Below are 20,297 nucleotides of genomic sequence, written 5' to 3'. Positions count from 1 at the left end.
CCACGCAGAAGGAGACGCCGTGACCGGCTCCACCCTGACCGCCATCGACCCCGCAACCGGGGCGGTGATCCGCGAGGTGCCGGCGGCATCCGGCGCCGAGATCGAACAGACGCTGGTGCGCGCCGAGGAGGCGTTCGACTCCTGGCGCCGCACCGACTTTTCCGAGCGAGCCGACGTGCTCAACGCGGTAGCAGCCGAACTACGGAGACGCCGTGAGGATTTCGCGCTGCTGATGACCGAGGAGATGGGTAAACCGATCGGGGAGGCGCGCGGCGAGGTGGACAAGGCCGCGTGGGCTGCCGAGCACTACGCGCAGTTCGGCGCAGAGTATCTCGCCGAGGACCACATCGACTCCGACGCCACCCGCAGCTATGTGCAGTACCTGCCGCTCGGGACGGTGCTGGGCATCTTGCCGTGGAACGCCCCGTTCTGGCTGGCGTTCCGGTTCTGCGCACCGGCGTTGATGGCCGGCAACACCGCGGTGATGAAACCCGACCCCCATGTGCCCGGGTGCGGTGCGGCGATCGCCGAGGCGTTCACCGCCGCCGGCGCCCCCGAGGGCGTGTTCCAGACGCTGCTGGCGGCGACCCCCGATGTGGAAGCGGTGATCCGGGACCGGCGGATCGCCGCGGTCTCGTTCACCGGTTCCGATCGCGCCGGCGCAGCGGTCGCCGCGGTGGCCGCCAGCGAGATCAAACCGGCGGTGCTGGAGTTGGGCGGCTCCGACCCTGCGATCGTGCTCGCCGACGCCGACCTGCCGGCGGCCGCCGAGGTCATCGCGCTGTCGCGGATCATCAACGCCGGGCAGTCCTGCATCGCGGCGAAACGGATCATCGTCGAGCACGGGGTCCACGACGAGTTCGTCGCGTTGCTGCGCGAGCGACTGGCCGCGCTCACCGTCGGCGACCCCCGCGACGAGGCGGTGCAAATCGGACCGATCGCCCGCGCCGACCTGCGCGACAATCTGCACCGGCAGGTCACCGAGACCGTCGCTGCCGGGGCGCAGTGCGTCCTCGGCGGCGAACTGCCGTCGGGTCCGGGTTTCTTCTACCCGGTCACGCTGCTCACCGGGGTCCACCCCGGGATGACCGCGTGTGCCGAGGAGACATTCGGTCCGGTCGCGGCGGTGCTGGCCGTCGAGGACGCCGAACAGGCGCTGGCGATCGCCAACGACACCCCCTACGGGTTGGCCGCCAGCATCTGGAGCGACCCGCAGCGCGCCGAGGCATTGGCCCGCGACCTGGTGACCGGCCAGGTCGCGATCAACGGCATCGTCAAGACCGATCCGCGGCTGCCCAGCGGCGGAGTCAAACGCTCCGGGTACGGCCGCGAACTGGGGCGCCACGGCATCCACGAATTCGTCAACGCCCAGCAGGTGTGGATCGGTCCCAAACGCGGTTGAGCGCCTCCCCGGGCGTAGGATTCGGCGGGTCGTAGCCGTCCCGCCCCGAGGAGAACCCCTGATGCGCTTTGTGATGTTGTTGACGACCGGGCTCCTCGCAGTCGGGCTGGTGGCCGGCTGCGGCCACAACGACGCGGGCAGCGACGAGAAAACCTCGGTGTATCTCGACCTTCTGCACAAGTCCGACATCCACTTCGACAGCGACGCCGACGCGATCGCCGCCGGGAAGAAGGCGTGCGAGCAGCTGAAGTCGGGCAGCGACGCCATCGAGGTCTCCAAGGGGCTCAACGTCGGCGACGATGCCGGAAGCGGAGCATTCGTCGTCGGCGCGGCCATCGGCTCGTTCTGCCCCGACCAGTCCTCGAAGATCCTGCCGGACTGACCGGGGCGCCCGCAGCGGGCGCTACCATCGGTGTCCGTGACCGATCTGGTGCAGAACTACTTGGACCGGATCCTTTCTGAGCACGCCGAGATCACCGAGGGAACCCTCGCCGACTACATCCCGGAGTTGGCCCGGGTGAACCCCGACGGGTTCGGCCTGGCGTTGTCGTCCTCCGACGGCTACGTCTACCGCAGCGGGGATGCCGACGTCGAATTCACCTTGCAGTCGGTCTCCAAACCGTTCACCTACGCGTTGGCGTTGGAATTGATCGGTGCCGCCGCCGTCGACGAGCGGCTCGGGGTGGAACCGACCGGGGAGGCGTTCAACGAGATCAGCGTCGACAGCGTCACCAAGGCGCCGAAGAACCCGATGATCAACGCCGGTGCCATCACCGCGGTTTCGTTGATCCCCGCCGCCGGGCCCGACGACCGGTTCGCCCTCATCCGCGAGTTCTATTCGGCGTGTGTCGGCCGCCAGCTCGATATCGACGACGCCGTCTACCGGTCGGAGCGCGCCGCCGGTAGCCGCAACCGGGCGATCGCCTACATGCTCGACAGTTTCGGGGTTCTCGACGGCGATCCCGACGAGGTGCTCGACGTCTACTACCGGCAGTGCTCTCTGAAGGTCACCAGCACCGATCTGGCGCGCATGGGAGCGACGTTGGCCCGCACCGGGATCAACCCGGCCACCGGCCGGCGGGTGATCGACGCCGCGGTGGTGCGGCGCACCCTCAGCGTCATGCTGACCTGCGGCATGTACGACATGGCCGGGGACTGGGTGACCGCGGTGGGGATGCCGGCGAAAAGCGGGGTCGGCGGCGGAATCGTCGCGGTGCTGCCCGGACAGCTCGGCATCGGGGTGTATTCACCCCGATTGGGCCCCAAGGGCAACAGTGTGCGCGGGGTACGGGTGTGCCGCAGCCTGTCGGCGCAGCTGGGGCTGCACTTCCTCAACGTCACCGAGGAATCCCGATCGACCCTGCGGGCGGTGTATGACCTGCCCGACCGCCGCGCCGGGATCCGCGTCTACGAGGTGCACGGCGATCTGCTGTTCGCCGGCGCCGAGCGGGTGGTGCGCACCGCCACCGCCCAGCGCGAGCACTTCTCGGCGGCGATCCTCGACGTCTCCCGCGCCGACGACATCAACGACGCCGCTCGCGCTCTGCTGGCCGGACTGAGCGCCACCCTGCAGACCGTCGGCAAACGCGGATTCCTCGTCGATCCGGACGGCATTGTGGTGGCGAAGGATTCACCGCTGCGCGAGGCGGTGTACGACTCCTGTGAGGACGCGGTGGCCGCCGCCGAGTCGTGGCTGGCCGACACCGCCGACTAGCTCCGTCTCAGCAGGGCATCGCCAGCTGCACGGGCTCGTCGTAGCCGCGCAACGTCACCGTCTCGCCGGGCGACCAGCGCAGGCGTTCGGCCTCGCCCGCCCCGGCGACGGTGTTGGTGGTCGCCAACACCCGGCAGGGGACCGTCTTGGCCAGCTCGCACAGCCGTGCCGCCTCGTTGACCGGTTCACCGATCACGGTGTATTCGAAGCGTTCCCGGGCCCCGATGTTGCCGGCCACGGCCTCGCCGGCGGCCACACCGATCCCGGCCTGACAGGCCGGCACCTCCGCGCGCAGCCGATGCGAGATGGCGCGCGCTGCCGCCAGTGCCTGTTCTTCGGGCGTGTCCAGGGCCACGGGGGCGCCGAAGATCGCCAGCGTGGCGTCGCCTTCGAATTTGTTGACCAGGCCGTGATGGCGGTCCACCTCGTCGACGATCACCGAGAAGAAGCGGTTGAGCAGCGTCACCACCTCCGAGGCGGGCCGGGTCGTGATCAGTTCGGTGGATCCGATGATGTCGACGAACAGCACCGCGATGTGGCGTTCCTCGCCGCCGAGCTCGGGCAGTTCGGCCTTCGCGGCCGCGGCGGCGACCTCCCGGCCGACGTGGCGGCCGAACAGGTCGCGCAGACGTTCCCGTTCGCGCAGTCCGTCGACCATGGAGTTGAATCCGCGCTGCAGTTCCCCCAACTCGGTGCCGTCGAACACCACCAGGGTGGTGTCGAGGTCACCTTGTTCGACCCGGCGCATCGCGGTGCGCACCGCCCGCACCGGGGTGGCGGTCAGCCACGACAGGATCCACATCAACAAGAATCCGAACCCCAGGGCCATCCCGGTCAAGATGATGACCGCCCACGCGAATTGGACCTTGTTCATGTTGTGCAACAACAAGACGAACCAGGCGGTCAGCGCGATGCCCAGCACCGGTACGCCCGAGCCCAGCAACCAGACGGTCATGGTGCGGCCCATGATCCGGGTGGCGAACCGCCGTTGCGGGGGACCGGCGGCCAGCGCTTCGGCGGCCACCGGCCGCAACGCGAACTCGGTGAGCAGGTAGCACGCGGTGGATACCACCACACCGCTGAACAGGATCGTGAACAACACCTGCGGGATGAACAGGGTGTCCACCATGCCGTAGAGGGTGGTCAGCAGAGCCGCGCCCAGCACCCACAGCGCCACCGCACCGAGGGCCACCCGCCACGGCGCAGCGGCGATGTTGCGCTGGTCGGTGCGGTTGGGCGGCTTCTGCTCGATCGCCCACCGCAGCCGCTGCGTGGTGCGCCAGGTGATCCAGAACGTCCCGGTGACCAGTGCGAAGCCGATGTAGGCGGGGACCACCCCGAAGGTCAGCCAGGCCGGCGCGTCGAGGAACACGTTGGGCACCGGGAAGGCGACCGCGACCAGCAGCATGGCCACGCCCACGCCGAGCAGGTTGGCGGCGACGATGAAGATCGTGAGGATCGCCTGCAGCCGCACCCGGCGGCGCATCTGCGGCTCGGAGACCCGTCCGAGCAGCCACGATCCGTATTCGGGGGTGGTGTTGAGGCGCGAGCCCTGGCCGGTGAGTGTCTCCAGCACAGAGCCGAGTCGGCGGGCCAGGCGCGAATTGGTGCTCATCGTGACACCAGCCTATGGGCACCGTGATCCCAGGCCCTAGGGTGGACCGGATGCGCCTGGTGATCGCCTCCTGCACCGTCGACTATCTGGGGCGCCTCACCGCGCACCTGCCGGCCGCGCGGCGGCTGCTGTTGATCAAGGCCGACGGCTCGGTCAGCGTGCACGCCGACGACCGCGCCTACAAGCCGCTGAACTGGATGAGCCCGCCGTGCCGGCTCACCGAGGAACCCGCCGGCGCCGACGGCGAACCGCACGTCTGGGTGGTGGAGAACGCCAAGGGCGAACAGTTGCGCATCACGATCACCGAGATCGAGCACGATTCGCACCACGAGCTCGGTGTGGACCCGGGGCTGGTCAAAGACGGCGTGGAGGCCCATCTGCAGGAGTTGCTCGCCGAGCACGTCGCGCTGCTGGGGGAGGGCTACACCCTGGTGCGCCGCGAGTACCCGACCGCGATCGGGCCGGTCGATCTGCTCTGCCGCGACGAGACCGGTGCCACGGTGGCCGTGGAGATCAAACGCCGAGGCGAGATCGACGGCGTCGAACAGCTCACCCGCTACCTGGAGTTGCTCAACCGGGACAGCCTGATCGCCCCGGTGCGTGGCGTGTTCGCGGCCCAACAGATCAAGCCGCAGGCTCGCACCCTCGCCGAAGACCGCGGGATACGCTGCCTGACACTTGATTACGACACGATGCGGGGGATGGACAGCGACGAATACCGGCTGTTCTGATGCCTCGCCGTCGGCCGCGTTCGTCCTCCGGTGCCCACCCGCTGCGGGTGTCGTCGTCAGCGCAGCGCGTCGAGCCCGGACCCGACGGCAGCGCACACGTCGTGCGTGCCGTGCCTGCGGCACGGGCGGAGAAGACCTACCGGTGTCCCGGCTGCGACCATCAGATCCGTCCGGGCACCGCGCACCTGGTCACCTGGCCGGCCGAGGGCATCGGCGTGGGGCTCGATGACCGACGGCACTGGCACACCGGGTGTTGGACCCACCGCGACAGCCGCGGTCCGACCCGCCGCTGGTCCTAGCAGTGGTGTGCGGCGGCGGTCAGTGCTCGATGGTGGCCGGTTCGACCAGCTCGATGAGCACCCCGCCGGCATCCTTGGGGTGGATGAAGTTGATCCGCGAGTTGGCGGTGCCGCGCCGGGGGGCGTCGTAGAGCAGCCGCACACCCTGGTCGCTCAACCGCTCGGTGAGCGCGTCGATGTCGCTGACCCGGTAGGCGAGCTGCTGCAGGCCGGGGCCACGCTTGTCGATGAACTTCGCGATCGTCGAGGACTCGTCGATCGGCGCGATCAGCTGCAACTGGGTGCTGCCGGTGGGGGCGCCGCGCACCGTCAGCATCGCCTCCCGGACACCCTGCTCGTCGTTGACCTCTTCGTGCAGGACGATCATGCCCAGCTGGTCGTGGTACCACTTCTTGGCGGCGTCGAGGTCGGGCACCGCGATGCCGACGTGGTCGAGCGCGGTCACCAGCGCGCTGGCCAACAACGGCCGGGCATCAACCTGTTCGGTGGTCATAACATCACGGTAACCTGAAGGCCACGGTCTTGCGGCGGGAACCCCCACGGAACGTTCCCTCAACCCTTTTGGAGGCACTTGATGACGACGTCGGTGATCGTTGCTGGGGCACGCACCCCGATCGGCCGGTTGATGGGTTCGTTGAAGGACTTCTCCGGCAGCGACCTGGGCGCGATCGCCATCGCCGGCGCCCTGGAGAAGGCCGGCGTCGCCGCCGATCAGGTCGACTACGTGATCATGGGCCAGGTGCTCACCGCCGGGGCCGGCCAGATGCCGGCGCGCCAGGCCGCGGTGGCCGCCGGGATCGGCTGGGACGTGCCGGCCCTGACGATCAACAAGATGTGCCTGTCGGGCATCGATGCGATCGCGCTGGCCGATCAGCTGATCCGCGCCGGGGAGTTCGAGGTCGTCGTCGCCGGTGGGCAGGAATCGATGACCCAGGCGCCGCACCTGCTGACCGGCAGCCGGGCCGGCTACAAATACGGCGACGTCACGGTGCGCGACCACCTGGCCTACGACGGGCTGCACGATGTGTTCACCGATCAGCCGATGGGGGCGCTGACCGAGCAGCGCAACGACACCGACCGGTTCACCCGCGCCGAGCAGGACGAGTACGCCGCCCAGTCCCATCAGCGGGCCGCCGCCGCATGGAAGGACGGCGTGTTCGCCGATGAGGTAGTGCCGGTGGCGATTCCGCAGCGCAAAGGCGATCCGGTGCAGTTCACCGAGGATGAGGGCATCCGCGCCAACACCACCGCCGACTCACTGTCGGGGCTCAAACCGGCCTTCCGCCCCGACGGCACGATCACGGCCGGCTCCTCCTCACAGATCTCCGACGGCGCCGCCGCGGTGGTGGTGATGAGCAAGGCCAAGGCCGAGCAACTCGGACTGTCCTGGCTGGTCGAGATCGGTGCGCACGGCGTGGCCGCCGGTCCCGATTCGACGTTGCAGTCGCAGCCGGCCAACGCGATCAGAAAGGCGATCGCCAAGGAGGGCATCGGCCTCGGCGACCTCGACGTCATCGAGATCAACGAGGCGTTCTCCGCGGTGGCGCTGGCGTCGGCCCGCGAACTCGGCGTCGACCTCGACCGGGTCAACGTCAACGGCGGTGCGATCGCGGTGGGCCACCCGATCGGCATGTCCGGGGCGCGGATCACGCTGCACGCCGCACTGGAGTTGCACCGGCGTGGTTCCGGCTACGCGGTGGCGGCGCTCTGCGGTGCCGGCGGCCAGGGCGACGCCCTGATCCTGCGGGCGGGCTGAGCCCGGTCAGGTTGCTGGACCCACCGGCTCCGGCCGCGGTGTGATTTTGCTCATAACAGGGCGGTTCGCGCCCGAAATCGGCGATGTCACCACCGCGAACGGGCCATCGGGCATGTGTCAGACTTGACCCGTGAGCCGTCCGCAACGCCCGCAACCCGCCCCCGGTCCCTCGTTGGCCGGGGCGGTCGACCTCTCCGCGCTCAAGCGTCCCCCGGCCGGGGCCGAGGCTACCGGCGCCGGCGTGGAGATCACCGAGGCCAACTTCGAGCAGGAAGTCCTGGTCCGGTCCAACGAGGTCCCGGTGGTGGTGCTGCTGTGGTCACCGCGCAGTTCGGCGTGCCGGCAGTTGGCCGAGACGCTGAGTGCGGTGGCCGATGCCGACACCGGCCGCTGGGCGCTGGTCTCGGTGAACGTCGACACCAACCCGCGGGTGGCGCAGATCTTCGGGGTCGAGGCGGTGCCGGCCGTGGTGGCCCTCGGCGCGGGACAGCCGCTGGACAGTTTCCAGGGGGTTCCGCCGGCCGACCAGTTGCGCGGCTGGATCGATGCGCTGCTCAAGGCGACCGCAGGCAAGCTCGGCGGCGCCGCCGACGCCGATGACGCCGATGCGCCCGAGGCGGTCGACCCGGTTCTCGCCGCTGCCCGTCAGCAGTTGGACGCCGGCGATTTCCCGGCTGCGCTGGCATCCTATGAGGCGGTCCTGGCGGAGAACCCCGGTCACGCCGAAGCCGCCGGCGCGGTGCGCCAGATCGCGTTTCTGCAGCGGGCGACCGGGCACGGACCCGACGCCGTCGCCGCCGCCGACGCCGCACCCGACGACATCGAGGCGGCCCTGGCGGCCGCCGACGTCCAGATCCTCAACCAGGATCCGGCCGGCGCGTTCGACCGGCTGGTCGCGCTGGTCCGCCGCACCGCCGGCGACGAGCGCAGCACGGTGCGCACCCGGCTGATCGAGCTGTTCGAGCTGTTCGACCCCGCCGACCCGCAGGTGGTGGCGGGCCGACGCAATCTGGCCAACGCGCTGTACTGACCCGGTCTCAGCCGGTCTCGGCGACCGGCTCCAACCACAGCGCCGACAGCGGCGCCAACACCAATTCCGCGGACGCGGGACGACCGTGCCAGGTGCGGGCGGTGGCGTCCACCCCGCCGAGGTTGCCGACCCCGCCGCCGCGGTACTCGGTCGCGTCGGTGTTGAGCACCTCGCGCCACCGTCCGGGCGTGGGCAACCCCAGCCGGTAGCGGCTGTGCTCGGTGCCGGCGAAGTTGAACACGCAGGCCAGCACCGAACCGTCGGTGCCGTAGCGCAGAAAGCTCAGTACGTTGTTCGCCGAGTCGTTGGCGTCGATCCAGGAGTAGCCGGCCGGGTCGCTGTCGCCGCTCCACAGCGCCGGGCGGTGGCGGTAGGCGGCGTTGAGGTCGTCCATCAGCCGCAGGATGCCCGCGGAGTATCCGTTCTCGTCGAGCTGGAACCAGTCGACGCCGCGCTGCTCGTCCCACTCGGCACGCTGGCCGAACTCCTGGCCCATGAACAGCAGCTGCTTGCCCGGGTTCGCCCACTGGTAGGCCAAAAGCGCTCGCACCCCCGCAGCTTTGGCGTGGTCGTCGCCGGGCATGCGCTCCCACAGCGTGCCCTTGCCGTGAACCACCTCGTCGTGGCTGATCGGCAACACGAAATGCTCGCTGTAGGCGTACATCATCGCGAACGTCATCTCGTGGTGGTGGTAGCTGCGGTACACCGGGTCGTGGGCCAGATAGTCCAGCGTGTCGTGCATCCAGCCCATGTTCCACTTCATCGAGAACCCCAAGCCGCCGAGTTCGGTGGGCCGGGTCACCCCCGGCCACGACGTGGATTCCTCGGCGATGGTGACCACACCCGGACACAGCTTGTGCACGGTGGCGTTCATCTCCTGCAGGAACTGCACCGCCTCCAGGTTCTCCCGGCCGCCGTAGATGTTGGGGGTCCACCCGCCGGCGGGCCGGGAGTAGTCCAGGTAGAGCATCGAGGCCACCGCGTCGACGCGCAGGCCGTCGACGTGGAACTCCTGGAGCCAATACAGGGCGTTGGCGACGAGGAAGTTACGCACCTCCGGCCGGCCGAAGTCGAACACGTAGGTGCCCCAGTCGAGTTGCTCGCCGCGGTGCGGGTCGGCGTGCTCGTAGAGGGCGGTCCCGTCGAAGCGCCCCAGAGCCCAGGCGTCCTTCGGGAAGTGGGCGGGCACCCAATCGACGATCACCCCGATTCCGGCCCGGTGCAGCGCGTCGACCAGCGCCCGGAACTCGTCGGGTGTGCCGAACCGGGAGGTCGGCGCGTAATAGGAGGTGACCTGATAGCCCCACGAACCGCCGAACGGGTGCTCGGCGACCGGCAACAACTCCACATGGGTGAAGCCGCGTTCGCGGACGTACTCGACGAGTTCGTCGGCCAACTGCCGATAGCTGCGACCCGGCCGCCACGATCCCAGGTGCACCTCGTAGATGCTCATCGGCTCCCGCAGCGGTGTTGCGGTGCCGCGGCGGGTCATCCACCCCTCGTCGTCCCACCGGTAGCTGCTGACGGTGACGCGGGAGGCGGTTTGTGGGGGTACCTCGGTGGCGAACGCGAACGGGTCGGCGCGGTCGCTGACCGAGCCGTCGTGGCCCCGCACCCGGAACTTGTAGAGCCCGTCGATGGGGAAATCCGGCCAGAACAGCTCCCACACGCCCGAGGATCCCAGCGCACGCATCGGGGCGATCACCCCGTCCCAGCCGGTGCAGTCGCTGATCAGGCTCACCCCGGCGGCGTTGGGCGCCCACACCGCGAACGACACCCCGCGCACCTCACCGTCGGCGGTGCGGAACGCCCGTGGGTGCGCGCCGAGCACCTCCCAGAGCCGTTCGTGGCGGCCCTCGTTGAACAGGTGCAGGTCCATCTCGCCGAGGGTGGGCAGGAACCGGTATGCGTCGGCGACCGGCTCGGCCGCCGGAGCGCCCCGGTACCGCACCGACAGGCGGTAGTCGAGCAGTCCGGTGAACGACAGGGCAGCGGCGAACACGCCCGACGCTAAGGGCTGCAACACGATCCGCTTGCCGCCGACGATCGCGACGACCTCCTCGGCGTCCGGACGGAGCACACGGATCACGGTGGCGTCCCCGTCCTCGTGGGCTCCGAGCACCGCGTGCGGGTCCGGGTGGGTGCCGGCGAGCAGCCGGTCGACGTCGGTGTCGTCCGGTGCCAGCGATCGCGGGGTGCTCATCGCGGCCTCACCGCCGCCGCAGCAATTCGGCGCGGGCGGGCTCCGGTACCGGCGGCATCGCGATGATGTGGGCCGCCGCGCGCGCCGGATCGAGTCGTACATAGTTGGCGTCGCCCCATTGATACTCCTCCCCGGTGATCTGCTCGGTGACCGCGAACCGCTCGTGAGGATGCCGCCCGAGTGCCCCCATGTCCAGATACAGCATCCCGTCCTCGGCGCCGAACGGGTTCAGTGTCACCACGACCAGCACGGTGTCGCCGGTGACCGGATCGAATTTGGAGTAGGCCAGCAGTGCGTCGTTGTCGACGTGGTGGAACGCCAGCGTGCGCATCTGCTGCAACGCCGGATGGCTGCGCCGGATCCCGTTGAGCTGAGTCAGAAACGGCTCCAACGACCGGTTCTCGGCGACCGCGGCGGCGAAGTCGCGGAGCCGGAGCTGATACTTCTCCGAATCCAGGTACTCCTCGCTGCCCGGGCGCACCGGCTGGTCTTCGAACAGCTCGAAACCGGAGTACATCCCCCAGGTGGGGCTGAACGTCGCGGCGAGCACCGCCCGGATCGCGAACATGCCCGGCCCACCCTGCTGCAGGCTCTCATGCAGGATGTCAGGAGTGTTGACGAACAGGTTGGGTCGGCGAAAATCAGCGAACTCGGCGATTTCAGCGGCGAATTCGGCCAGCTCTCCCTTCCACGTGCGCCAGGTGAAATAGGTGTAGGACTGGGTGAAGCCGAGCTTGGCCAACCCGTATTGACGGGCCGGGGGAGTGAACGCCTCGGCCAAAAACAGCACATCGGGATCGAGGGTCTTCACCTCGGCGATCAGCCACGCCCAGAAGTCGGGCGGCTTGGTGTGCGGGTTGTCGACCCGGAAGATCTTGACCCCGTGGCCCACCCAGTGGCGCACAACCCGCAGCACCTCCGCGTACAGCCCGGCCGGGTCGCGGTCGAAGTTCAGCGGGTAGATGTCCTGGTATTTCTTCGGCGGATTCTCCGCGTAGGCGATGGTGCCGTCGGGCAGTTCGGTGAACCACGCCCGGTGCGCGCTGACCCACGGATGGTCCGGTGCGCACTGCAGGGCCAGATCCAGCGCGACCTCCATCCCCAGCGCGTCGGCGGCCGCGACGAACCTGTCGAAGTCGGCGAGGGTGCCCAACTCGGGATGCACGGCGTCGTGGCCGCCGGCCGCACTGCCGATCGCCCAGGGGGAGCCGACGTCGCCAGGCTCAGCGGTCGGGGCGTTGTTGCGCCCTTTGCGGTGCACGGTGCCGATCGGGTGGATCGGCGGCAGGTACACCACATCGAACCCCATCGCGGCGATGCGCGGCAGCGCCGCCGCGGCGGTGGCGAACGTGCCGTGCAGCGGCGTTCCGTCGGCGGCGCGTCCTCCGGTGGAGCGGGGGAACATCTCATACCACGCACCGACACTGGCGCGGCGGCGATCCACCCACACCGCCGCCGGCTCGGCGGGCGTGACCAGCTCACGCAACGGATTCTCGGCGAGGAGTTGCTCGATCTCGGTGCCCAGCGCGGCAGCGCAGCGCACCAGCGGGTCGCCGTCGGTGCGCAGCGCCACCGCTGCGTCCACAAGAGGCGCACGGTGGCGCCGTGGCACGCCGCGGGCAGCCCGGTCGAGCAGCGAGGCGCCGATCAGCAGGTCGTTGGCAAGCTCTGACTCCCCTTGCCCGGCATCGAGTTTGGCACGCACATCGCGGCGCCAGGTGTCGATCGGATCCCGCCAGCCCTGCACCTGAAACGTCCACAGCCCCACCCGGTCGGGCCGGAACATGCCGTGGAAGACGAACGGCTCCCATCCGGGCGTCATCGGCAGCAGCAGTGGTTCACCGGTCGCCGGTGAGGGCGGTGTGCCCGCCGCGGGATAGTGAGCACCCGCGTAGCGCACCGCCAGGGTGGCGGCCACCGTCTCGTGGCCGTCGGCCCAGACGGTGGCCCGCACCGGCACCACCTCGTCGACGACCGCTTTGGCCGGATAGCGCCCGCAGGACACCACCGGAGCAACATCGTCGATTTCGATTCGACCCGGCACACTCGCTCCGTCCGTCACAGGTTCGGCCTTGCTCCGTTCAGCCCTCCGTCGAGCCCACCAACCACCGTAGTGTCCCGCAGGACCGGGCAATGGTCAGTAAGCTCACGATGCGTGAAAGCCCTCCGCCGTTTCACCGTCCGCGCCCATCTTCCCGACCGGCTCACCGCCTTGGAACAGTTGGCGACCAACCTGCGGTGGTCGTGGGAGAAGCCCACCCAGGATTTGTTCGCGCGGATCGACGAGGACCTGTGGGAGCGCTGCGGGCACGACCCGGTGGTGCTGTTGGGGGCGGTCAGCCCGGCGCGGCTCGACGAGTTGGCCGGCGACGCCACCTTCACCACCCGGCTCGACGAACTCGCCGCCGATCTGCACGACTACCTCAGCCGGCCGCTGTGGTACCAGGATCAGCAGCGCGCCGGCGCGCAGCTACCTGCCGGGATCGCGTACTTCTCAATGGAGTTCGGGGTCGCCGAGGTGCTGCCCAACTACTCCGGCGGCTTGGGGATTCTCGCCGGGGACCATCTGAAATCCGCCTCCGACCTGGGTGTGCCGCTGATCGGGGTGGGCCTGTACTACCGGTCGGGGTATTTCCGCCAGTCGCTGACCGCCGATGGCTGGCAGCGCGAAACCTATCCCGCGCTCGATCCGCAGGGGTTGCCGTTACGGCTGCTCACCGACCCCTCCGGCGCCCCGGCACTGATCTCGGTGACCCTGCCCGACGACGGTCGGCTGCACGCGCGAATCTGGGTCGCCCAGGTCGGCCGGGTGCCGCTGCTGCTGCTGGACTCCGACGTCCCGGAGAACCCGCACACGCTGCGCGGGGTCACCGACCGGCTCTACGGCGGCGGGCAGGACCACCGGATCAAACAGGAGATCCTGGCCGGGATCGGGGGGGTGCGCGCGGTGCGGGCGTTCACCGCCATCGAGGGGGTGGCCGACCCCGAGGTGTTCCACATGAACGAGGGCCACGCCGGTTTCCTCGGCACCGAACGCATCCGCGAGCTCATCACCGACTCGGGCCTGGACTTCGACACCGCGTTGGCGGTGGTGCGGTCCTCGACGGTGTTCACCACCCACACCCCGGTGCCGGCGGGCATCGACCGGTTCCCGCGCGAGCTGGTGGAGCGGGTGTTCACCGCTCACGCCGAGCCGGCCCTGCTGCCGGGGGTGCCCACCGAACGGATCCTGGCGCTCGGCGCCGAGGACGACCCGACGATGTTCAACATGGCGCACATGGGGCTGCGCCTGGCCCAACGCGCCAACGGGGTGTCACTGCTGCACGGCCGGGTCAGTCGCACGATGTTCAACGAGCTGTGGCCCGGTTTCGACCCCGCCGAGGTGCCGATCGGTTCGATCACCAACGGGGTGCACGCGCCCACCTGGGCGGCCCCGCAGGTACTGGCGCTCGGCCGGCAGCTCGCCGGCTCCGACTCGTTCAGCGAACCGGCGGTCTGGCAGCGCCTGCAGCACGTCGCGGCCAGCCAGCTGTGGACGATCCGCTCGCAGCTGCGGGCCGAGCTCATCGCCGATGTGCGAGCGCGGCTGCGCCGGTCGTGGCTCGAGCGCGGCGCGTCCGACGCCGAACTCGGCTGGATCGCCACCGCTTTCGACCCGGAGGTCCTCACGATCGGATTCGCCCGCCGGGTGCCCACCTACAAGCGGTTGACGTTGATGTTGCGTGACCCGCACCGGCTGGAGCAGTTGCTGCTCGACGAGCAGCGGCCGGTGCAGCTGATCGTCGCCGGGAAATCCCATCCGGCCGACGACGGCGGCAAGGCGCTGATCCAGCAGGTGGTGCAGTTCGCCGACCGCCCCGAGGTGCGCCACCGGATCGCGTTTCTGCCCGACTACGACATGTCGATGGCCCGCCGGCTGTATTGGGGCTGCGACGTCTGGCTGAACAACCCGCTGCGCCCGCTGGAGGCGTGCGGCACGTCCGGGATGAAAAGCACCCTCAACGGGGGGCTGAACCTGTCCATCCGGGACGGCTGGTGGGACGAGTGGTACGACGGGGAGAACGGCTGGGAGATCCCCACCGCCGACGGGGTGGCCGACGAGGACCGCCGCGACGACCTGGAGGCCGCCGCGCTCTACGAGTTGCTGGAGCAGTCGGTGACCCCGCGGTTCTACGACCGCGACCAGCACGGGGTGCCGCCGCGCTGGGTGGAGATGGTGCGCCACACCCTGCAGATCCTCGGACCGAAGGTGCTGGCGTCGCGGATGGTGCGCGACTACGTCGAGCGGTACTACACCCCGGCGGCGCACTCGGCACGCGCCACCGTCGGCGCGGCCGGCGACTTCGCGCCGGCCCGCACGCTGGCCGACTACCGCCGGCGCGTCGAGGCGGCATGGCCGGACCTGACGATCACCGATGTCGACGCGACCGGGCTGCCCGACACCCCGGTGCTCGGCGCGGAACTCACCTTGACCGCCCGCGTGCAGTTGGGCGGGCTGGCCCCCGCCGACGTGGCGGTGCAGGCGGTGCTGGGCCGCGTCGACGCCGGCGACGACCTCGTCGACCCGGTGACGGTCAGCATGCGCCACACCGGCGCCACCGACGGCGGGCAGGACGTGTTCACCACCACCACCGCGCTGCCGCTGGCCGGTCCGGTCGGTTACACCGTGCGGGTCCTTCCGACCCATCCGCTGCTGGCGACCGCCGCCGAGTACGGGTTGGTGGCGCTGCCGGGTTAGTCCGCGCCGCGCAGCCGGCGCAGCGCCGCGCGCACCCGCTGCGGGTCGGTGGTCTCCCAGAACGGCGGCAGCGAGGCGCGCAGATAGCCGCCGTAGCGGGCGGTGAGCAGCCGCGAGTCCAGCACTGCGATCACCCCGCGGTCGTCGATGCGGCGCAGCAGGCGTCCGGCGCCCTGGGCCAGCAGCAGCGCGGCGTGGCTGGCCGCGACCGCCATGAACCCGTTGCCGCCGTGGGCGCTGACCGCACGCTGCCGCGCCGCCAGCAGCGGGTCGTCGGGGCGCGGGAACGGGATGCGGTCGATGAGCACCAGGGAGAGCGCCGGGCCGGGCACGTCGACGCCCTGCCACAGCGACAGCGTGCCGAACAGGCAGGTCTGCGGTTCGGCGGCGAAACGCTCGACCAGCGCGCCGGTGCCGTCATCGCCCTGGCACAGCACCGTGACCTCGAGGCGCTCGCGCATGGCGTCGGCGGCCGCGCGCGCGGCCCGCATCGAGGAGAACAGCCCCAGCGTGCGGCCCCCGGCGGCGGTGATCAACTCGGCGATCTCGGTGAGCTGCTCGGCAGAGCCGGTGCCGTCGCGCCCCGGCGGCGGCAGGTGGGCGGCGATGTAGAGGATGCCCGCACGGGCGTGGTCGAACGGCGAGCCGACGTCGAGGGCGGTCCAGCGCGGCGTCTCGGTGGCCGACCCGCTGAGGCCCCAGGCGTCGGCCATCGCGTCGAACGATCCGCCGACGGTGAGGGTCGCCGAGGTCAACACGGTGGTGGCCCGCCGGAACAGCCGGCCGCGCAGCAGCCCGGCCACCGACAGCGGCGCCACCCGCAGCACCGAACGCCGCCCGCTGCGGATCTCCTCCTGGTCGAGCCAGACCACCTCGGTGCGCTCGGTGAGCGCCGGGCCGAACGACGCGAGGATCCGGTCGGCGGTCTCGGCGATCTCACCGACGGCCACACTGGCCTCCAGCCGGGCCGCCGCCGCGCGCGCATCGGTGGGCGCGGTGTCGATGCCGGATCGCGCTGCCGCGGCGGCGTCGCGCAGGGCCGCGAGATCGGCGGCAAGCTCGCCGTCGAGGTGATCGATGCGCCCGGGCGGCGCGTCGTGCAGCGCGGCACCGAACGTGGTGGCCGCGGTTTCCAGACGCTCCACCAGTTCGGGATCGACCAGCCGGCCGATGCGGCGGGTCGCCACCGTCAGCGTCGTCGCGCTCAGCTCCCCGGTGGCGACCCCGGTGACCCGGTCGGCGAGCTCGTGGGCCTCGTCGACGACGAGCAGGTCGTGCTCGGGCAGGATCGCCGCCTCCCCGAGGGCATCGATCGCCAACAGCGCGTGGTTGGTGACGACGACGTCGGCGGCGCCGGCGCGGGCTCGTGCGCGTTCGGAGAAGCACTGCGCCGCATACGGGCAACGTGCCGCACCGAGGCATTCCCGCGCGGAGACCGCGACCTGACTCCAGGCCCGCTCCGGCACCCCGGGGGTCAGGTCATCGCGGTCGCCGGTGTCGGTGACATCGGCCCACGCGGTGAGCCGCTGCACGTCGCGTCCCAGGGCGGTGGCCGCCACCGGGTCGAACAACTCCTCTTGATCGGCAGGATCGTCCGAGTCGGCACCTGTGGCATGAATCTTGTTCAGGCACAGGTAATTACGTCGACCTTTGAGCAACGCGAAATGCGGTTCACGCTCCAGCGTCGGGGCCAGCGCGGCGACCAGCCGGGGCAGGTCGCGGTCGACAAGCTGGCGCTGCAACGCGATCGTCGCGGTGGAGACCACCACCGGGGTCTCGTCGGTGACCGCGCGGGCCAGCGCGGGGACCAGATACGCCAACGACTTGCCGGTGCCGGTGCCGGCCTGCACCGCCAGATGCTCGCCGTCGGCGAAGGCCGCGGCCACCGCGGCCGCCATCTGCTGCTGGCCGGTGCGGGGCTGACCTCCGAGGGCGGCGACCGCGGTGGCCAGCAGCTGCGCGACCGGCGGGTTCGGCGAATCGGTGGACGTGATGGGGTCTCCCTGTCTGGCAGCGTGGTTACGGGTGCGCCGGTGATCCGGTGCGCACGGTGGGGATCGCCGGTTCCCCGCGGGAGAGCTTGAGCCCCTCCCACGGCAGCGAGCGCAACCCGGCGGCGACGCGCTCGCGGGCCTCGGCCAACGCCGCCGGCCCGGTGTGGCCCAGTGTCCGCCCGCCGCGCATCAACGGCACCGTCAGGGTGCGGGCCGGCCCGTCTGTGTGCGGCGCGCACCCGGCGGGGTAGACGACCTCCTCGGTGACGGTGCCGCTGTGCCGCGCCCGGCGCAGCGCCTGCTTGTGGCCGCCGTCGGTCTGCTTGTGGCTGCTGCGTTTGTGCACCGGGATCCCGTCGACCTCGACGAGCTTGTAGACCATCCCGGCCGCCGGCGCTCCCGATCCGGTGACCAGGGCGGTGCCCACCCCGTAGCTGTCCACCGGGTCGGCACGCAGCTCGGCGATGGCGTACTCGTCGAGGTCGCCGGAGACCACGATGCGGGTGGCGGTGGCACCGAGCCCGTCGAGTTGGTCGCGGACCTGGCGGGCCAGCACCCCGAGATCCCCGGAGTCCAATCGCACCGCCCCGAGGCCCGGACCGGCCACCCGCACGGCGGCGTCGACCCCGGCGGTCACGTCGTAGGTGTCGACCAACAGGGTGGTCTGGACCCCGAGCGCGGCGACCTGCGCGGCAAACGCCGCCGCCTCGTCGGGGCCGTCGGGCCCGGTGTGCAGCAGCGTGAACGAGTGCGCGCTGGTGCCCGACACCGGCACCCCGTAGCGGCGGCCGGCCTCCAGGTTGGAGCTGGCCGCGAACCCGGCGAGGTAGGCCGCACGGGCGGCGGCGACCGCGGCCCGTTCGTGGGTGCGGCGTGAACCCATCTCGATGACCGGCCGTTTTCCGGCGGCGACGACCATGCGCGCCGCCGCCGACGCGACCGCGCTGTCGTGGTTGAACACCGACAGCGCCAGCGTCTCGAGCAGCACACACTCGGCGAAGCTGCCGCGCACCGTCAGGACCGGGGAGCCGGGGAAATACAGCTCACCCTCGGCGTATCCGTCGACGTCGCCGGTGAACCGGTATTCGCCGAGGTAGTCCAGGGTGGCCGGGTCGAGGAAGTCCGCCAGCGCGCCGAGCGCGGCGTCGTCGAACCGGAACCGCTCCAGCAACTCCAGCAGCCGCCCGGTACCGGCGAGCACCCCGTAGCGCCGCCCATAGGGCAGCCGGCGCGCGAACAGTTCGAAGGTGGCGCGCCGGTGGGCACTGCCGTCGGCCAGGGCGGCGGCCAGCATCGTCAACTCGTATTTGTCGGTCAGCAGTCCCACCGAGGCCGAGTCGGTCACGGTGCAACCGTATCGGCTCAGGCCCGCCCGCCGCGGCCTCGGTATCCTCGGGTCATGGTTGCGTCAGCGCCGACCCGGCCCGGCACCGCCGAGGATCACGATGTCGAGGCCAGCGAAGGCACCGACAGCCCCTGGGTGACGATCGTCTGGGACGATCCGGTGAACCTGATGAACTATGTGACCTACGTGTTCCAGAAGGTGTTCGGCTACAGCGAGCCGCACGCCACCAAGCTGATGCTTCAGGTGCACCACGACGGCAAGGCGGTGGTGTCGGCCGGCAGCCGCGAGAAGATGGAGGCCGACGTGGCCAAACTGCACGCCGCCGGCCTGTGGGCGACCCTGCAGCAGGACCGCTGAGCGGGGCCGGCACGTCGTGCGCAAATGGAAACGGGTCGACGGCCCCGACGGCCCCCGCTTTCGCTCCGGGGTCGACGCCCGCGAAGCCGCGGTGCTCTGCGGGCTGGTCAGCTCCGTGATCGACATGCTCGATGAGCGCGCCGCCTCGGCGCCCACCGACGAACTGGAGGCGATCACCGGGATGCGCACCGGCAACAGCCGCCGCCCCGACGACGCCACGCTGGGCCGGTTGCTACCGGATTTCCACCGCCCGACCGCCGGTGAGGCCGACGGCGCCGCCGACGGTGATGATGCCGCGGGCAGCCTCAACGCCGCCCTGCGGGGCCTGCACGAACCGGAGATCATCGACGCCAAACGCGCCGCCGCCGAACGGATGCTGGCCACGGTGCCGCCCGAGGGGGGCCGGTTCGAGCTGAGCGAGGACGACGCCAACAGTTGGCTGACCGCGGTCAACGATGTGCGGCTGGCGCTGGGCACCATGCTCGGGATCGGCCCCGACGGACCCGAGCGCCTCCCGGAGGATCATCCACTGGCCGGGCATCTCGACGTCTACCAGTGGCTGACGTGGCTGCAGGAGTATCTGGTGCTCGCGCTCATCGACGGTCTCGGCGGTTCGGGCCGATGACCGCGATCACCGACGTCGCCGGCGTGCGGGTCGGCCACCACCAGCGCCTCGACCCCGATGCCGCCGCCGGGCACGGCTGGGCGTGCGGCACCACGGTGGTGCTGGCCCCGCCGGGCACGGTCGGCGCGGTGGACTGCCGCGGCGGCGCGCCGGGCAGCCGCGAGACCGACCTGTTGGACCCCGCCAACACGGTGCGGTTCGTCGACGCGGTCGTGTTGACCGGCGGCAGCGCCTACGGGCTCGCCGCCGCCGACGGGGTGATGACGTTCTTGGAGGAGCAGCACCGCGGGCTGGCGCTGCCGGGCGGGCTGGTGCCGATCGTTCCGGCCGCGGTGATCTTCGACCTGCCGGTCGGCGCCTGGCAGCACCGGCCAACCGCCGAGTTCGGCTACGCCGCCGCGGCGGCCGCGGCCGGGCCCGACGGTGCGGCGGTCCCGGTCGGCTCCGTCGGCGCCGGGGTGGGGGCGCGGGCCGGGGCCCTCAAGGGC

17 protein-coding genes are annotated in these 20,297 nt (G+C 70.8%); 11 read left to right on the top strand and 6 right to left on the bottom strand.

Annotated features, from left to right (window positions below; genetic code table 11):
* The first annotated feature begins 19 nt into the window (after window positions 1-19).
* From B8W67_RS16470 to glsA, 3 genes are all read left to right on the top strand, one after another.
* Window positions 20-1,402, top strand: coding sequence for an NAD-dependent succinate-semialdehyde dehydrogenase (locus B8W67_RS16470; RefSeq protein ID WP_085305050.1), 1,383 nt, complete (start codon window positions 20-22; stop codon window positions 1,400-1,402).
* 61 nt (window positions 1,403-1,463) lie between these two features.
* Window positions 1,464-1,784, top strand: coding sequence for a DUF732 domain-containing protein (locus B8W67_RS16465; RefSeq protein WP_069390990.1), 321 nt, complete (start codon window positions 1,464-1,466; stop codon window positions 1,782-1,784).
* Between the two features lie 36 nt (window positions 1,785-1,820).
* The gene (gene glsA / locus B8W67_RS16460; RefSeq protein WP_069390989.1) at window positions 1,821-3,116 is read left to right on the top strand and encodes a glutaminase A; all 1,296 of its coding nucleotides are present in this window, start codon (window positions 1,821-1,823) and stop codon (window positions 3,114-3,116) included.
* A gap of 7 nt (window positions 3,117-3,123) precedes the next feature.
* On the opposite strand, the gene B8W67_RS16455 is transcribed toward glsA, so the two are convergent.
* Window positions 3,124-4,731, bottom strand: a complete 1,608-nt coding sequence (locus B8W67_RS16455) for an adenylate/guanylate cyclase domain-containing protein (protein ID WP_085305048.1) — start codon at window positions 4,729-4,731, stop codon at window positions 3,124-3,126.
* A 50-nt stretch (window positions 4,732-4,781) separates the two neighbouring features.
* On the opposite strand from B8W67_RS16455, the gene nucS reads away from it, so the two are divergent.
* On the top strand, window positions 4,782-5,462 hold the full coding sequence (gene nucS / locus B8W67_RS16450) for an endonuclease NucS (protein WP_085305060.1): 681 nt from the start codon (window positions 4,782-4,784) through the stop codon (window positions 5,460-5,462).
* A complete protein-coding gene (locus B8W67_RS16445; RefSeq protein WP_085305046.1) occupies window positions 5,462-5,761 on the top strand; it encodes an Rv1322 family protein in 300 nt (99 codons plus the stop codon). The genes nucS and B8W67_RS16445 overlap by 1 nt, the downstream gene beginning before the upstream one ends.
* A gap of 19 nt (window positions 5,762-5,780) precedes the next feature.
* Here the strand turns inward: B8W67_RS16445 and mce are convergent, their stop codons facing one another.
* On the bottom strand, window positions 5,781-6,254 hold the full coding sequence (gene mce, locus B8W67_RS16440) for a methylmalonyl-CoA epimerase (protein ID WP_085305044.1): 474 nt from the start codon (window positions 6,252-6,254) through the stop codon (window positions 5,781-5,783).
* Window positions 6,255-6,335: 81 nt separating this feature from the next.
* Here mce and B8W67_RS16435 point away from each other — a divergent pair, with 81 nt between their 5' ends.
* Complete coding sequence (locus B8W67_RS16435; protein ID WP_085305042.1) at window positions 6,336-7,517, top strand: acetyl-CoA C-acetyltransferase; 1,182 nt, start codon at window positions 6,336-6,338, stop codon at window positions 7,515-7,517.
* A 130-nt stretch (window positions 7,518-7,647) separates the two neighbouring features.
* On the top strand, window positions 7,648-8,547 hold the full coding sequence (locus tag B8W67_RS16430) for a tetratricopeptide repeat protein (RefSeq protein WP_084228501.1): 900 nt from the start codon (window positions 7,648-7,650) through the stop codon (window positions 8,545-8,547).
* A 7-nt stretch (window positions 8,548-8,554) separates the two neighbouring features.
* Here the strand turns inward: B8W67_RS16430 and glgB are convergent, their stop codons facing one another.
* Both glgB and B8W67_RS16420 read right to left on the bottom strand, forming a co-directional pair.
* The gene (glgB, locus tag B8W67_RS16425) at window positions 8,555-10,750 is read right to left on the bottom strand and encodes a 1,4-alpha-glucan branching protein GlgB (protein ID WP_085305041.1); all 2,196 of its coding nucleotides are present in this window, start codon (window positions 10,748-10,750) and stop codon (window positions 8,555-8,557) included.
* A 7-nt stretch (window positions 10,751-10,757) separates the two neighbouring features.
* Window positions 10,758-12,794, bottom strand: a complete 2,037-nt coding sequence (locus B8W67_RS16420; protein WP_085305058.1) for a maltotransferase domain-containing protein — start codon at window positions 12,792-12,794, stop codon at window positions 10,758-10,760.
* Window positions 12,795-12,905: 111 nt separating this feature from the next.
* Here B8W67_RS16420 and B8W67_RS16415 point away from each other — a divergent pair, with 111 nt between their 5' ends.
* Entirely contained in the window at window positions 12,906-15,488 is a 2,583-nt protein-coding gene (locus B8W67_RS16415; RefSeq protein ID WP_069390983.1) for a glycosyltransferase family 1 protein, read from the top strand.
* Here the strand turns inward: B8W67_RS16415 and B8W67_RS16410 are convergent.
* A complete protein-coding gene (locus tag B8W67_RS16410) occupies window positions 15,485-17,482 on the bottom strand; it encodes an ATP-dependent DNA helicase (protein ID WP_085305040.1) in 1,998 nt (665 codons plus the stop codon). The two genes, B8W67_RS16415 and B8W67_RS16410, sit on opposite strands and share 4 nt — an antisense overlap.
* Window positions 17,483-17,507: 25 nt before the next feature.
* A complete protein-coding gene (locus B8W67_RS16405; protein WP_085305038.1) occupies window positions 17,508-18,827 on the bottom strand; it encodes a nicotinate phosphoribosyltransferase in 1,320 nt (439 codons plus the stop codon).
* Window positions 18,828-18,881: 54 nt separating this feature from the next.
* Here B8W67_RS16405 and clpS point away from each other — a divergent pair, with 54 nt between their 5' ends.
* From clpS to B8W67_RS16390, 3 genes are all read left to right on the top strand, one after another.
* Window positions 18,882-19,184, top strand: a complete 303-nt coding sequence (gene clpS, locus B8W67_RS16400; RefSeq protein ID WP_085305036.1) for an ATP-dependent Clp protease adapter ClpS — start codon at window positions 18,882-18,884, stop codon at window positions 19,182-19,184.
* A gap of 16 nt (window positions 19,185-19,200) precedes the next feature.
* On the top strand, window positions 19,201-19,809 hold the full coding sequence (gene aosR, locus B8W67_RS16395; protein WP_069390980.1) for an oxidative stress transcriptional regulator AosR: 609 nt from the start codon (window positions 19,201-19,203) through the stop codon (window positions 19,807-19,809).
* Window positions 19,806-20,297, top strand: a 492-nt coding sequence (locus B8W67_RS16390) for a P1 family peptidase (protein ID WP_207567708.1), incomplete at its 3' end; no start/stop codon positions are given. The genes aosR and B8W67_RS16390, both read left to right, overlap by 4 nt.

It is taken from the genome of Mycolicibacillus koreensis, assembly GCF_002104795.1.
GTDB lineage: Bacteria > Actinomycetota > Actinomycetes > Mycobacteriales > Mycobacteriaceae > Mycobacterium > Mycobacterium koreense.
Note: the sequence above shows the minus strand (reverse complement) of the source record. Positions and strands in the feature narration are given on the sequence as shown.